General features: G+C 53.9%; 11 protein-coding genes. 9 read left to right on the top strand and 2 right to left on the bottom strand.

What is annotated here, in order from left to right; genetic code table 11:
- Nucleotides 1-433 precede the first annotated feature (433 nt).
- From nhaC to ACSZPU_RS17740, 4 genes are all read left to right on the top strand, one after another.
- The gene (nhaC, locus tag ACSZPU_RS17725; protein WP_499001422.1) at nucleotides 434-1,858 is read left to right on the top strand and encodes a Na+/H+ antiporter NhaC; all 1,425 of its coding nucleotides are present in this window, start codon (nucleotides 434-436) and stop codon (nucleotides 1,856-1,858) included.
- Nucleotides 1,848-3,212 carry an alpha-L-fucosidase gene (locus tag ACSZPU_RS17730; RefSeq protein ID WP_499001424.1) on the top strand — a complete coding sequence of 455 codons (1,365 nt, stop codon included), beginning with the start codon at nucleotides 1,848-1,850 and terminating at the stop codon, nucleotides 3,210-3,212. The genes nhaC and ACSZPU_RS17730 overlap by 11 nt, the downstream gene beginning before the upstream one ends.
- A gap of 53 nt (nucleotides 3,213-3,265) precedes the next feature.
- Nucleotides 3,266-4,261 carry a LacI family DNA-binding transcriptional regulator gene (locus ACSZPU_RS17735; RefSeq protein ID WP_499001427.1) on the top strand — a complete coding sequence of 332 codons (996 nt, stop codon included), beginning with the start codon at nucleotides 3,266-3,268 and terminating at the stop codon, nucleotides 4,259-4,261.
- A gap of 172 nt (nucleotides 4,262-4,433) precedes the next feature.
- Entirely contained in the window at nucleotides 4,434-5,798 is a 1,365-nt protein-coding gene (locus tag ACSZPU_RS17740; RefSeq protein WP_499001430.1) for an MFS transporter, read from the top strand.
- Between the two features lie 26 nt (nucleotides 5,799-5,824).
- On the opposite strand, the gene ACSZPU_RS17745 is transcribed toward ACSZPU_RS17740, so the two are convergent.
- Nucleotides 5,825-6,316 carry a YajQ family cyclic di-GMP-binding protein gene (locus ACSZPU_RS17745; RefSeq protein WP_499001433.1) on the bottom strand — a complete coding sequence of 164 codons (492 nt, stop codon included), beginning with the start codon at nucleotides 6,314-6,316 and terminating at the stop codon, nucleotides 5,825-5,827.
- 140 nt (nucleotides 6,317-6,456) lie between these two features.
- On the opposite strand from ACSZPU_RS17745, the gene panE reads away from it, so the two are divergent.
- Both panE and yajL read left to right on the top strand, forming a co-directional pair.
- On the top strand, nucleotides 6,457-7,368 hold the full coding sequence (panE, locus tag ACSZPU_RS17750) for a 2-dehydropantoate 2-reductase (protein WP_499001435.1): 912 nt from the start codon (nucleotides 6,457-6,459) through the stop codon (nucleotides 7,366-7,368).
- Nucleotides 7,331-7,921: a protein deglycase YajL gene (gene yajL, locus ACSZPU_RS17755; RefSeq protein ID WP_499001437.1), complete on the top strand. Its 591-nt coding sequence runs from the start codon at nucleotides 7,331-7,333 to the stop codon at nucleotides 7,919-7,921. Before panE ends, yajL begins: the two co-directional genes overlap by 38 nt.
- 58 nt (nucleotides 7,922-7,979) lie before the next feature.
- Here the strand turns inward: yajL and thiI are convergent, their stop codons facing one another.
- Nucleotides 7,980-9,428: a tRNA uracil 4-sulfurtransferase ThiI gene (gene thiI / locus ACSZPU_RS17760; protein WP_499001439.1), complete on the bottom strand. Its 1,449-nt coding sequence runs from the start codon at nucleotides 9,426-9,428 to the stop codon at nucleotides 7,980-7,982.
- Nucleotides 9,429-9,757: 329 nt separating this feature from the next.
- Between thiI and xseB the strand changes: the two genes are divergently transcribed.
- The 3 genes from xseB (at nucleotide 9,758) to dxs (ending at nucleotide 12,847) form a co-directional block, all read left to right on the top strand.
- Nucleotides 9,758-10,000 carry an exodeoxyribonuclease VII small subunit gene (xseB, locus tag ACSZPU_RS17765; RefSeq protein ID WP_041852518.1) on the top strand — a complete coding sequence of 81 codons (243 nt, stop codon included), beginning with the start codon at nucleotides 9,758-9,760 and terminating at the stop codon, nucleotides 9,998-10,000.
- Complete coding sequence (ispA, locus tag ACSZPU_RS17770) at nucleotides 10,001-10,900, top strand: (2E,6E)-farnesyl diphosphate synthase (protein ID WP_499001442.1); 900 nt, start codon at nucleotides 10,001-10,003, stop codon at nucleotides 10,898-10,900.
- 84 nt (nucleotides 10,901-10,984) lie between these two features.
- A complete protein-coding gene (dxs, locus tag ACSZPU_RS17775) occupies nucleotides 10,985-12,847 on the top strand; it encodes a 1-deoxy-D-xylulose-5-phosphate synthase (RefSeq protein WP_499001444.1) in 1,863 nt (620 codons plus the stop codon).
- Nucleotides 12,848-13,019 lie beyond the last annotated feature (172 nt).

The raw sequence follows: 13,019 nt of genomic DNA on the forward strand, positions 1-13,019 counted from the left end.
AAAAAATACGGCCTCATTTCTCGCTGCCGTCCAGATCAGATGCATCGCTCTCTGGGCTAAAATCTTGTGACGACACTGTCTAAGGAATTACTCAAATATCGTTGCCAGCCGTCACACTTTGATGAAAAAGCAGTTGGCGAAAACCGCCCACTAAAATAGGTTTTAGATATGGAAGCTAATTCGAGTTAGCAAATGTGACATAAATATGTTTACTCTACAGATGCCTGCAGAAATGCGCCGCAGCAGGAGAGACGCTCGCCGCGAAATACTGCCGATAGCCTCTCTTCGAAAAGGAGTATTCAGAGAAAACAAGGGAATAAGCATTCGCGAGCACAAACCACGGTGCGCATACAACACGACAACATTAAAGGCTTCAGGGAATCAAGCGAGGATTCTTATGTCTGTAACATCAGAACCAATACAGAAACCGGCCATGAAACAGTTAGGTCTTCCCTCTTCCTTCCTGCTTCTCGGCGTATCATTAGTATTTATTATATTAGGCTACACCCTATTAGATATAAAACTGGAAGCGCTTCTCTGTATTACCGCGGTGTTTATTTCGTTCGTTGCGCTGTGGCTCGGACATACCTTCCAGGAAATTATCGATGAGATCGTGCAGAAATTCGCACAAGCGCTGCCATCATTGATGATCGTGATGTGCGTCGGGGGCGTGATTGGCGTCTGGATGAGCTCCGGCACCATTCCGTATCTCATTACCATCGGTCTGAAAATCATTAACCCGCAATACATCGTGGTCATCGCGTTTATCGTGACCAGCATTGTTGCCACCTGCACCGGGACCTCCTGGGGCTCCGCCGGTACCATTGGCGTGGCGCTGATGGGTGTTGCACATGGTCTGGATGCCAATCTTGCGGCGGTAGCCGGCGCAATCGTTGGCGGTGCCTATTTCGGCGACAAGATCTCACCACTTAGCGGATCATCCAACTTTGCGGCCATCGTCAACAATCTTGATCTGTACGAACATATCAAGCACTTGTGCAAAACCACGATCCCGGCGTACCTGATTTCTGCGGTTGTTTATTTCATCATTGGCCTGAATACGGGTGCAACGACCGGCAGTATTGATTCCGCCCAGCAGACTGTGGACCAGATTCACCATCTCTACCACACCCACTGGATTCTGGCGGTACCGATTTTTATCGTCCTCGCCGGGGCGCTGATGAAAAAACCGGTTATTCCCGTGCTGCTGTTTGCAACGGCTATCTCCATCGCCATTTCTTACTTCACCCAGGGCATTGGGATTATTGAAAACCTGAATATCTGGGTTTCCGGCTTTAGCGTCAGCACCCTCACCAGCCAGCCGCAGGATGTGCCAGAAACCATCCGCAATCTGCTGGAACGCGGTGGCGTGGCGTCCATGATGCCGCTTATCCTGGTTATCCTGTGCGCCTTCTCCTTCGCCGGGCCGCTCTCGTTAACCCAGGCGCTGGACACCATCATCAACTATTTCACGCGCATCGTGAAAAGCGCAGCCGGGCTTATCTTCTCGACCATCGCGGCCTGCGTGGCGCTGATTGCTGCGACCGGCAACAACAATATCGCCTGCCTGTTACCTTCCGAACTGTTCCGTAAGGCGTTCGAAAATAACGGCCTGCACCGCAAAAACATCTCCCGAACCGTGGAAGATGCCGCCACCGTCATTGAACCGTTAATTCCGTGGACAGCGGCCGGGGTCTTTATGGCGGCCACACTGGGTGTTCCCACACTGGACTACGCGTTCTGGGCAGTTCAATGTTACGCGGGGCTGATTATTGCCGGCTTCTATGCCGTGACCGGGTTGTGCATTGCCAAAACGGATGACCATCAAAATAATGGGGAGTTAGTCGATGAAAAATAAAACCTGGCAGCCTGAGTGGGGCAGCCTCGACAGTCGCGACATGCCGGAATGGTATAACAACGCGAAGTTCGGCATTTTTATCCACTGGGGCGTCTTTTCCGTCCCCGCATGGCGCAAAATTGATAACTCGCTGTTTGGCTCATACGCCGAGTGGTATTACGCCAGCGTCTATGGTCAGTATCGTAATAACGACGGTGATTTCCATGAAAAACAGTACGGTAAGGATTTTCTTTATCGCGATTTCGCCCCGCAGTTCAAAGCGGAGCTGTTCCAGCCAGACGCCTGGGCGGAGCTGTTTAAAGCTTCCGGGGCGAAATACGTGGTGTTGACCACCAAACACCACGACGGTTTTTGCCTGTGGCCAACACAGAATAAACACAAAAAGAACTGGAACAGCGGCGATATCGGCCCGCATCGCGACCTGCTCGGTGACATCACCCAGTCTGTGCGCAACAGCGGCCTGAAAATGGGGATTTACTACTCCATTATTGACTGGGAAACCAACTGGAGCCATCGCCCGGAAGGCGGCTATTTTGTGCCGCAACGCGACCGGGAAAAATTCGGCATCCCTGAGGAAAAATACCCGGATGAAATCCTGATTCCGCAACTGAAAGAGCTGGTGCAGAACTACGCCCCGTGCCTGATTTTCTCTGACGGCGGAGAGTGGGATCTGAGCGAAGAGTACAGCCAGACCAAAGAATTCCTCTCCTGGCTCTACAACGAAGCGCCGAACAAAGACGAAGTGGTGGTCAACGACCGTTTCTTCAAAGGCATGCCCGGCGAACACGGCGACTACTACAGTACTGAATACAACGATAAAGAAGGATTCGGTGAGCATCATCCGTGGGAAGAAAGCCGCGGCATCGGCAAATCATACGGCTTTAACCGTGCCGAACAACTGGAAGATTACTGCACCTCCCAGGAGCTGATCGATCAGCTGATTGGCATCGTTGCCAAAGGGGGCAACTTCCTGCTTAATGTCGGGCCGACGGCGGACGGGCGTATTCCGACCCTGCAACAGGAGCGTCTGCGCGATATTGGCCGCTGGATGGCCGTTAACGGCGAGGCGATTTACGGTAGCGATGTCTGCACCCGCCTGCACACCAGTGATGAAGGGAGTGCGCTGACCAGCGTCGGCAGCAATGACTATCTGATCGTCAAACGCTGGCCAACAGAAAAACTGCGTCTTCGTCTGATTGATGACGTCGCGCCAGACGCCTGTACGCTGCTGTGCAAAGACGAGCAAGTTCCGGTATCGTTCGATATCGAAGAGGGACATCTCATTGTGCATCCTTTGCCCTGGCAGTTCGATCGTGGGCTGGAGTACGCTTATACCTTCAGGCTGAGTCGTTAAAGCAGCGTCGTCGACATACTTTTCGTTTTGGATGGGAATGAGGTGCCGGGAAGATGGCAAAAACCGTTGAGCAGATAGCGAACGATCTGAATTTATCCGTGACCACGGTACGCCTGGTGTTAAACGGCAAGGCTGAGCAATATCGAATCAGCGTGAAAACGCAGACCCGTATCAACGAACATGTTGAACGTTATGGTTACACGCTCAACCATTCAGCCCGCAGCCTCAAACTCAACAAGACGGAGACGCTCGGGCTGATTGTGCCCAATATCTCGAACGTCTTCTTCGCCACGCTGGCTGAAAAGCTGGAGCTTCGCTGCCGACGCTCCGGCTATCAGCTCACGCTGAGCTGTTCTTACAACGATGTGGACTATGAAAATCAGCTGGTCCACGCGTTGATGGCAAGAAATGTCGACGGCCTGTTTATTGCCCCCTCCTCGCTGGAAAACCAACAGCATCACCTGCGTCAGGTGAAAAAACCGCTGGTGCTGCTCGACCGCGATTTTCGTTTCACCGACAACGCGCTGGTGGAAAGTAACAACACCGACGGCAGCGAAATTCTGACCCGAAACCTGCTCGACGCGGGCAAGTCCCCGGTCTGGTTTTTGGTGGGTGACCCGGCTCTGCCCAGTATTAACGACCGTCTGGATGGTTATCTGAAAGCGCTGCAACATCGGGGAATCACGCATTCGGATTGGGTCTGTGAAGGCCCGGACAACTCCCCCGAAGAGGGATACCGGCAAATGTCGCACCTGATGGAGGCCCACGACGTTCCGCAGGCCTTTATTGCTTCCTCACTGCCGATGCTCGAAGGGGCGATTCGTGCCATTCGCGATAAGCTGGGCGTCGTATCGCCGGACATTAATATCGGCACCTTCGATGAACATCCGATGCTGGGCTTTCTCGCCAATAATGTCTGGTCAATGCAGCAGGATGAAGATACCTGGGCGGAAAAGGCTTTCGATATTATGCAACGCGCCATCGAGGGAACGCCGGTCAAAGAGACCGTGCGCGTCAATATGAAGCTCGTTAAACGCACCCGGCAGTAATGAAATAAAATGGATAACGGCTCAGAGGTTGGCCGTTTCAGGCATTTATTTAACGCCTGATGGTGAGGGAATAAATACCGTTCACAGCCTCGTAATATATATTAAACAATCACCTATTTACCGCGCCTGACACCCCGCCTAAACTATGGCCTGTTTTTAGATTGAGGTGGTGATGAACGATTATAAAATGACGCCAGGCGAGTTGCGCGCAACCTGGGGTTTAGGGACTGTTTTTTCCTTGCGCATGCTTGGCATGTTTATGGTCCTGCCCGTTCTGACAACGTATGGCATGGCATTACAGGGCGCCAGTGAGGCGTTGATCGGTCTGGCCATCGGCATTTACGGTTTGGCTCAGGCGGTGTTTCAGATTCCCTTTGGTCTGCTTTCAGACCGCGTTGGCCGCAAACCGCTGATTATCGGTGGTCTTGCCATCTTTGTGCTCGGTAGTGTCATTGCGGCCCTCTCAGATTCCATCTGGGGCATTATTCTCGGGCGTGCGTTACAAGGCTCCGGCGCGATTGCCGCCGCAGTGATGGCCCTGCTTTCTGACTTAACCCGCGAACAAAATCGTACCAAAGCCATGGCCTTTATTGGCGTCAGCTTCGGCGTGACTTTTGCTATCGCCATGGTGCTTGGCCCGATCATTACCCATACGCTGGGGCTGCATGCACTCTTCTGGATGATTGCGGCGCTGGCTACTGCGGGTATCGCGTTAACGCTGTGGGTGGTGCCGGATAGCCATAACCACGTTCTTAACCGTGAATCCGGGATGGTAAAAGGCTGCTTTAGCCAGGTCATCGCCAGCCCAAAACTGCTGAAGCTGAACTTCGGCATTATGTGTCTGCATATCCTGCTGATGTCGACCTTCGTTGCCCTGCCGGGCATGCTCGAAGCCGCCGGGTTTGCCGCCCGCTATCACTGGAAAATCTATCTCGTCACCATGCTGGTGTCGTTTGTTTCGGTTGTGCCGTTTATCATTTATGCGGAAGTGAAGCGCCGCATGAAGCGCGTGTTCGTGTTTTGCGTCGTGCTGTTGCTCATCGCCGAGATCGTGCTCTGGGGCGCGGGGCGGCATTTCTGGGAGCTGGTGCTGGGGGTACAAATTTTCTTCCTCGCCTTTAACCTGATGGAAGCCCTGCTACCGTCGCTTATCAGCAAAGAAGCCCCCGCGGGATACAAAGGCACGGCGATGGGGATTTATTCCACCAGCCAGTTCCTCGGTGTGGCCATTGGTGGCGCGCTGGGTGGCTGGGTCGACGGCCTGTTCGATTCACAAACGGTCTTCCTGGCGGGCGCCCTGCTGGCGACGGTCTGGCTGTTGGTGGCCGGAAGCATGCAGGAGCCGCCGTATGTCAGCAGTCTGCGCATTGACGTGCCAGATGATTTCGCAATAGACGCGTCACTGCAGGAGCGCCTGTTGGCAACCGAAGGAGTGAGTGAAGTGCTGGTAGTCGCGGAGGAACGCAGCGCCTACGTCAAAATAGACAGCAAAGTCACCAACCGTTTCGAGGTTGAGCAAGCCATCAAAGGGGCATAAAAAAGCGGGATAATCCCGCTTTTTTATTAATCGCGGAAGTTCTTGAACTGGAAAGGCTGTCCCAGATTGCCGCCGCGTACCAGCGCCATCGCGGACTGCAAATCGTCACGCGCTTTCCCGGTCACACGAATCTCTTCGCCCTGAATTTGCGTCTGCACTTTCAGTTTGCTGTCTTTAATCAGCTTAACGATTTTCTTGGCAATCGCGCTCTCAATGCCCTGCTTGAGTTTGGTTTCAACGAACCAGGTTTTGCCACTGTGGACAAACTCTTCCGGAACATCAATGGATGTGCCTTCAATGCCACGTTTTAACAGCTTCGCGCGCAGGATATCCAGCAACTGATTGACCTGAAAATCGGACTCACTGAGAACTTTGATCGTCTTATTCTGTTCATTCAGCTCAAAAGTGGCTTCAACGTTACGAAAATCGAAGCGCGTTTCGACTTCACGGGTCGCATTTTCAACCGCGTTGCGGACTTCCTGAAGATCAACCTCAGAAACAATATCGAAAGATGGCATCTTTTCTTCTCCCTCAGTGTTTATTGCGATGCATAATACCCGCAACGAAGCATAACTCAACTTGTAATAGCCGAATGCAGTGCTGACGGCGCTATACTGAAAGCAGTGACACCTGGCGCAGTTGCAGGTGAGGAGGAACAATGAAAATTACCGTACTCGGATGCGGTGCTTTAGGGCAATTGTGGTTAACTGCTCTGTGCAAGCATGGACACGAAGTACAGGGTTGGTTGCGCGTACCGCAACCCTTTTGCAGTGTGAACCTGGTTGACGAAGACGGCTCCATTTTTAACGAATCCCTGACCGCCAACGATCCCGAATTTCTGGCGACCAGCGATCTATTGTTGGTCACGCTTAAAGCCTGGCAGGTCTCCGACGCGGTAAGAAGTTTAGCCGCGATCTTGCCGGCCACCACGCCCATTTTGCTTATCCATAACGGCATGGGCACGGTAGAAGAGCTGAAATCACTGCCACAGCCTTTACTGATCGGCACAACAACGCACGCGGCGCGCCGTGACGGCAATGTCATTGTGCATGTTGCCAGCGGCACAACGCATATTGGCCCGGCGAGGAAACAGGACGCCGATTTTAGCCATCTGGCTGATATTCTGCAGGACGTGCTCCCGGACGTGGCCTGGCACAATAATATCCGCCCGGCGCTTTGGCGCAAACTGGCGGTTAACTGCGTGGTCAATCCGCTGAGCGCGCTGGAAAATTGCCGAAACGGCGATTTACGTAATTTTCCTGACGAAATCAAGAAAATCACCCACGAGGTTGCCGCGGTCATCGAGCGTGAAGGCCACCATATCTCGGCGGATGAGCTGCTGAGCTATGTCTATCAGATCATCGATAACACCGCCGATAACATTTCGTCGATGCTGCAGGACATTCGCGCCATGCGCCATACTGAGTGCGATTATATTACAGGCTACCTGCTCAAACGCGCCCGCGCCCACGGTATCGCTGTGCCGGAAAATGCACGCCTGTATGACTTAGTGAAACGTAAGGAGAGTGAGTATGAGCGCATCAGCTCTGGTATGTCTCGCCCCTGGTAGTGAAGAGATGGAAGCGGTCACCGCTATCGATTTGATGGTACGCGGTGGCATCAGCGTGACCACCGCAAGCGTTGCCAGCGACGGTAACCTTGCCATCACCTGCTCCCGTGGGGTCAAGCTGCTGGCAGATGCCCCTCTGGCCTCCGTGGCCGACGGTGATTACGACGTTATCGTCTTACCGGGCGGCATCAAGGGAGCCGAATGTTTCCGTGACAGCCCGCTACTGGTCGAAACTGTACGTCAGTTCCATGCATCCGGGCGTATCGTTGCAACGATCTGTGCGGCAGCCGCCACCGTTCTGGTGCCACATGAGCTGTTCCCCCTCGGCAATATGACCGGTTTTCCGGCGCTGAAAGAGAAAATTCCGGCGGAGCAATGGCAGGATAAGCGCGTCGTCTGGGATCCACGGGTGAACTTGCTCACCAGTCAGGGACCGGGAACCGCTATCGACTTTGGCCTGAAAATTATCGATCTGTTGGTTGGGCGCGAAAAAGCCCATGAAGTGGCGTCGCAATTGGTCATTCCGGCAGGCATTTATAATTTTTATGAGTAAATGCAAAACGGCAACCCTGGGTTGCCGTTTTTGATGTTCGCGCGCTCACCCGAAAAAACTACGGACGATACACCTTCACATTGTTAAAGCCCTGCTCACGCAGATAGAGCGCCTGCAGACGGCTCATCACCCCACGTTCGCACCACAGCAGCCAGGTTTTGCTCTGATCGAGGTCACCGAACTTGGTGCTCAGCTTATAGAACGGCAGCGAAACCACTTCAACACCGTCGACGTCTAGCGGTTTGGCATCCTGTTCCTCAATCGAACGGATATCAATCAGCATGTCATTCGGGCCAAAACCGCTTACCGTTTCCACTTCGACCACTTCTTCACGGGTCTGAGTGGCGATTTCACGAATATCGATATTGGAGGCTTCCGCCACCACGCGATCGAGGATCTCAAAATCGAAATGCGCTTCTTCGGCTTCAATCTTCGCTTTTACCGCTTTGACGGTTGGGCTTTTTGAAATAACACCGCAGTATTCCGGCATGGTACGGGCGAAATCTTCGGTACCGATTTCACGCGCCAGATCGATGATGTGCTCTTTATCGTAAGAGATCAGCGGGCGCAGGATCAGGGTATCAGAGACGTTATCAATCAGGCGCAGGTTGGTCAGCGTCTGGCTGGAGACCTGGCCGAGCGCTTCCCCCGTCACCAGCGCCTGCACGCCATAGCGTTCCGCCACTTTCGATGCCGCACGGACCATCATACGTTTGAGCACCACGCCCATCTGGCCGTCATCCACTTTTTCGAGGATCTCACCGACCACTGGCTCAAAATTGATCGCCACGAAACGCACGCGGTGGGAACTGCCAAAACGGTTCCACAGGTAATGCGCAACCTGACGTACGCCGATCTCATGCGCGGCACCGCCCAGGTTAAAGAAGCAATAATGCACGCGACAGCCGCGACGCATCAGCATGTAGCTGGAAACGCCGGAGTCGAAACCACCGGAGATCAGCGACAGGACATCTTCCTGTGTGCCGATAGGGAAACCGCCGATGCCTTCATAACGGCCTTTTACCAGCAGCAGGCGATCGTCTTCGATCTCCAGATTCACGGTGACTTCCGGGTGCGTCAACTTCACGCGGGCGGACTCAACGTGCTGGTTCAAGCCGCCGCCGACGTAGCGTTCGACTTCAATGGAGCTAAACTCGTGCTTACCACGACGCTTCACACGCACGCAGAACGTTTTGCCTTCAATCCGCTCGCGATATTGCACCAGCGCTTTTTCAAAAATATCGTGCAGAGAGGTGAACGGGACATCTTCCACCTCCAGGATATGGTGAATTCCCGGAATACGGGTCAGCGCGTCGCGAATCACCAGACGTTGGTTTTCGTCTTTGGCGCGCACTTCGATATTATCCCAGTGACGGACAACGGCGAGGGTTTCATCATACTGCTTAAGGACGTTACGAATGTTCCCGGTAAGAATCTTAATAAAGCGCAAACGCACAGATTGGCTTTTGATGGTGATTTCCGGGAACAATTTAATGATAAACTTCATGGCGGCAATGGTTCGTTGGTAAGCCCGACGGGGCTGGTAATGGAAAAGAGTACAGCAGCCCTTATACACAAAATCATTCAAAATGCTTCGCGACGGCAACTGAGTGAACCCAGGAGCTTACTCAAGTAAGTGACTGGGATGAACAAAGGCAGCCAACAAAGAAGCAGTTTGAAGGATGAAGAGTATACCACGGCTACCATCCAGGCGCGGAAGTATACCACCATCGCCGAGTTCCTGTGTATTTTGCATGACCATTGTGCGTTATTTGCTAAGCCTCACGACTTCGCTACCATATCGTAGTCGGTATCAATGAGAGTCAAACATTCACTATGCCAAAGAAAAACGACGCACCCGCCACATTTGAAACGGCGCTGAGCGAGCTGGAACAGATTGTTACCCGTCTTGAAAGCGGCGATCTTCCGCTGGAAGAGGCCCTTAATGAATTCGAACGCGGCGTACAGCTTGCCCGTCAGGGACAAGTCAAACTCCAGCAGGCGGAACAGCGCGTACAAATTTTGCTGTCCGATAATGAAGAAGCCCCACTCACGCCGTTCACACCGGATAACGAGTAAATGGACTTTAGCCAACAATTACAGGCTTGTGTCGAACATGCCAACGATGCGCTGCGGCGGTTTATTGCCCCTCTCCCCTTTCAGAACACTCCTCTGGTTGAGGCGATGGAGTATGGCGCATTATTAGGCGGTAAGCGCCTGCGTCCGTTCCTGGTCTATGCGACCGGCGGTATGTTCGGTGTGAGTCGGGAAACGCTGGATGCCCCGGCAGCAGCGGTTGAGTGCATTCACGCCTATTCGCTGATTCACGATGACCTGCCTGCCATGGACGACGATGATTTGCGTCGTGGCCTGCCCACCTGCCACATCAAGTTCGGAGAAGCCACTGCGATACTGGCCGGAGATGCGCTGCAAACGCTGGCGTTCACGATCCTCAGCGATGCACCGATGCCGGAAGTAGCAACCCAGGATCGCCTTGCCATGGTGCGCGAACTGGCGATTGCCAGCGGCGCGGCGGGCATGTGCGGGGGCCAGGCGCTGGATCTCGGCGCAGAAGGTCAGCAGGTCGATTTGGCCGCGCTGGAGCGCATTCACCGCCATAAGACAGGCGCGCTGATTCGCGCGGCGGTAAGAATGGGCGCTTTGAGCGCGGGTGATTCAGGGCATAAATGGTTGCCGGTACTGGATAAGTATGCCGAAAGCATCGGCCTGGCCTTCCAGGTTCAGGATGACATCCTGGATGTTGTCGGCGATACTGCGACACTTGGTAAACGCCAGGGTGCCGACCAACAGCTCGGTAAGAGCACTTATCCTGCGTTACTGGGCCTTGAGCAAGCCCGGATTAAAGCCCGCGATCTGATTGCCGATGCTCGCCAGTCTCTGGATCTGCTGGCGGCGCAATCACTGGATACAACGGCACTGGAAGCACTGGCGAATTACATAATCCAGCGTGATAAATAAACAATACGCTCCGAATCGTCCGGGTTGCAATAAGGCTAGCGTCTTCGCCACCCTATGTATGACGAGCAACACGATGAGTCTCTGATGAGTTTTGATATAGCCAAATACCCGACCCTGGCACTTGTCGATTCCACTGTGGAATTGCGCTCGCTGCCAAAAGAGAGCCTGCCGAAGCTGTGCGATGAACTGCGTCGCTACCTGCTCGACAGCGTGAGTCGCTCCAGCGGACACTTCGCCTCCGGGCTTGGCACGGTTGAACTGACCGTGGCACTGCATTATGTCTATAACACGCCATTCGACCAGTTAATCTGGGATGTTGGTCACCAGGCTTATCCGCACAAAATTCTTACTGGTCGACGCGATCGCATCGGCACTATCCGGCAGAAAAATGGCCTGCACCCGTTCCCGTGGCGCGGTGAGAGCGAATACGATGTATTAAGCGTCGGACACTCCTCCACCTCCATCAGCGCGGGCATTGGCATTGCCGTCGCGGCAGCGAAAGAAGGCAAACAGCGTCGCACCGTCTGCGTGATTGGTGATGGCGCAATCACTGCCGGGATGGCGTTTGAAGCCATGAACCATGCGGGCGATATTCGCCCGGATATGCTGGTGGTGCTGAACGACAACGAAATGTCGATTTCTGAAAACGTCGGCGCGCTGAATAACCATCTGGCACAGCTGCTGTCCGGCAAGCTCTATTCCACGCTGCGTGAAGGCGGCAAAAAAGTGCTTTCCGGCGTGCCGCCGATTAAAGAGCTTATCAAACGTACCGAAGAACACATCAAAGGCATGGTGGTGCCGGGCACCCTGTTTGAAGAGCTGGGCTTCAACTATATCGGCCCGGTAGATGGCCACGATGTGCTTGGGCTGGTCACTACGCTCAAGAATATGCGCGATCTGAAAGGTCCGCAGTTCCTGCACATCATGACCAAGAAAGGCCGCGGCTATGAGCCCGCCGAGAAAGACCCGATCACCTTCCATGCGGTGCCAAAATTTGACCCGACCAGCGGCACCCTGCCGAAAAGCAGCGGCGGCATGCCGAGCTATTCGAAAATTTTCGGCAACTGGCTATGCGAAATGGCGGCGAAAGACAGCAAGCTGATGGCCGTAACCCCCGCGATGCGTGAAGGGTCGGGCATGGTGGAGTTTTCGCGCAAATTCCCGGATCAATATTTCGATGTCGCGATCGCGGAACAGCACGCGGTGACATTTGCCGCCGGGCTGGCGATTGGGGGCTACAAGCCGGTAGTGGCAATCTACTCCACCTTCCTGCAGCGCGCCTATGATCAGGTTATCCACGACGTTGCCATCCAGAAACTGCCGGTGCTGTTTGCTATCGACCGTGCAGGCATCGTCGGCGCGGATGGTCAGACTCACCAGGGTGCGTTTGATATTTCCTATCTGCGCTGCATCCCTGACATGGTCATCATGACGCCAAGCGACGAGAACGAATGTCGCCAGATGCTGTTTACCGGATACCACCACAACGATGGCCCGAGTGCCGTGCGCTACCCCCGCGGTAACGCGGTGGGCGTGACGCTTGAACCACTGGAAAAACTGCCGCTGGGCAAAGGGGTGGTGAAGCGTGAAGGCGAGAAAATTGCCATTCTCAACTTCGGTACGTTATTACCGGAAGCCGAGAAAGCCGCAGAAGCCCTCAACGCCACGCTGGTCGATATGCGTTTCGTTAAACCGCTTGATAACGCGCTGATTCTGGAGATGGCAGCACGCCACGAAGCATTGATTACGCTGGAAGAAAACGCGATTATCGGGGGCGCAGGCAGTGGCGTAAACGAGGTGTTGATGTCCCAGCGTAAACCAGTGCCGGTCCTCAATCTCGGCTTACCGGACTTCTTCATTCCACAGGGAACACAAGACGAAGCGCGCGCCGAACTGGGCCTGGATGCCGCAGGCATTGAATCCCACATCCGGCGCTGGCTCGCATAACCCCCTCTACCGCTCCTGCTATGCTTAACGGTAACGTTTTTAATCCAATCGGAATATGACGAGTATAAGCAGGAGTGGAAGCATGCAATACAACACGTTAGATAGTGTCGTCACGAGGATAAAAATCATTGATAATAGGGCCTTCTAATCAGAAGGCCCTATTATCATGACT

The sequence above is a fragment of the Phytobacter sp. V69 genome, assembly GCF_965644215.1.
Lineage (GTDB): Bacteria > Pseudomonadota > Gammaproteobacteria > Enterobacterales > Enterobacteriaceae > Phytobacter.

Bases quoted from the DNA above. Each gene is read 5' to 3' on its own strand.
- nhaC (WP_499001422.1), top strand. From the start codon at position 434: ATGAAACAGTTAGGTCTTCCCTCTTCCTTCCTGCTTCTCGGCGTATCA.
- ACSZPU_RS17730 (WP_499001424.1), top strand. From the start codon at position 1,848: ATGAAAAATAAAACCTGGCAGCCTGAGTGGGGCAGCCTCGACAGTCGC.
- ACSZPU_RS17735 (WP_499001427.1), top strand. From the start codon at position 3,266: ATGGCAAAAACCGTTGAGCAGATAGCGAACGATCTGAATTTATCCGTG.
- ACSZPU_RS17740 (WP_499001430.1), top strand. From the start codon at position 4,434: ATGAACGATTATAAAATGACGCCAGGCGAGTTGCGCGCAACCTGGGGT.
- ACSZPU_RS17745 (WP_499001433.1), bottom strand. From the start codon at position 6,316: ATGCCATCTTTCGATATTGTTTCTGAGGTTGATCTTCAGGAAGTCCGC.
- panE (WP_499001435.1), top strand. From the start codon at position 6,457: ATGAAAATTACCGTACTCGGATGCGGTGCTTTAGGGCAATTGTGGTTA.
- yajL (WP_499001437.1), top strand. From the start codon at position 7,331: ATGAGCGCATCAGCTCTGGTATGTCTCGCCCCTGGTAGTGAAGAGATG.
- thiI (WP_499001439.1), bottom strand. From the start codon at position 9,428: ATGAAGTTTATCATTAAATTGTTCCCGGAAATCACCATCAAAAGCCAA.
- xseB (WP_041852518.1), top strand. From the start codon at position 9,758: ATGCCAAAGAAAAACGACGCACCCGCCACATTTGAAACGGCGCTGAGC.
- ispA (WP_499001442.1), top strand. From the start codon at position 10,001: ATGGACTTTAGCCAACAATTACAGGCTTGTGTCGAACATGCCAACGAT.
- dxs (WP_499001444.1), top strand. From the start codon at position 10,985: ATGAGTTTTGATATAGCCAAATACCCGACCCTGGCACTTGTCGATTCC.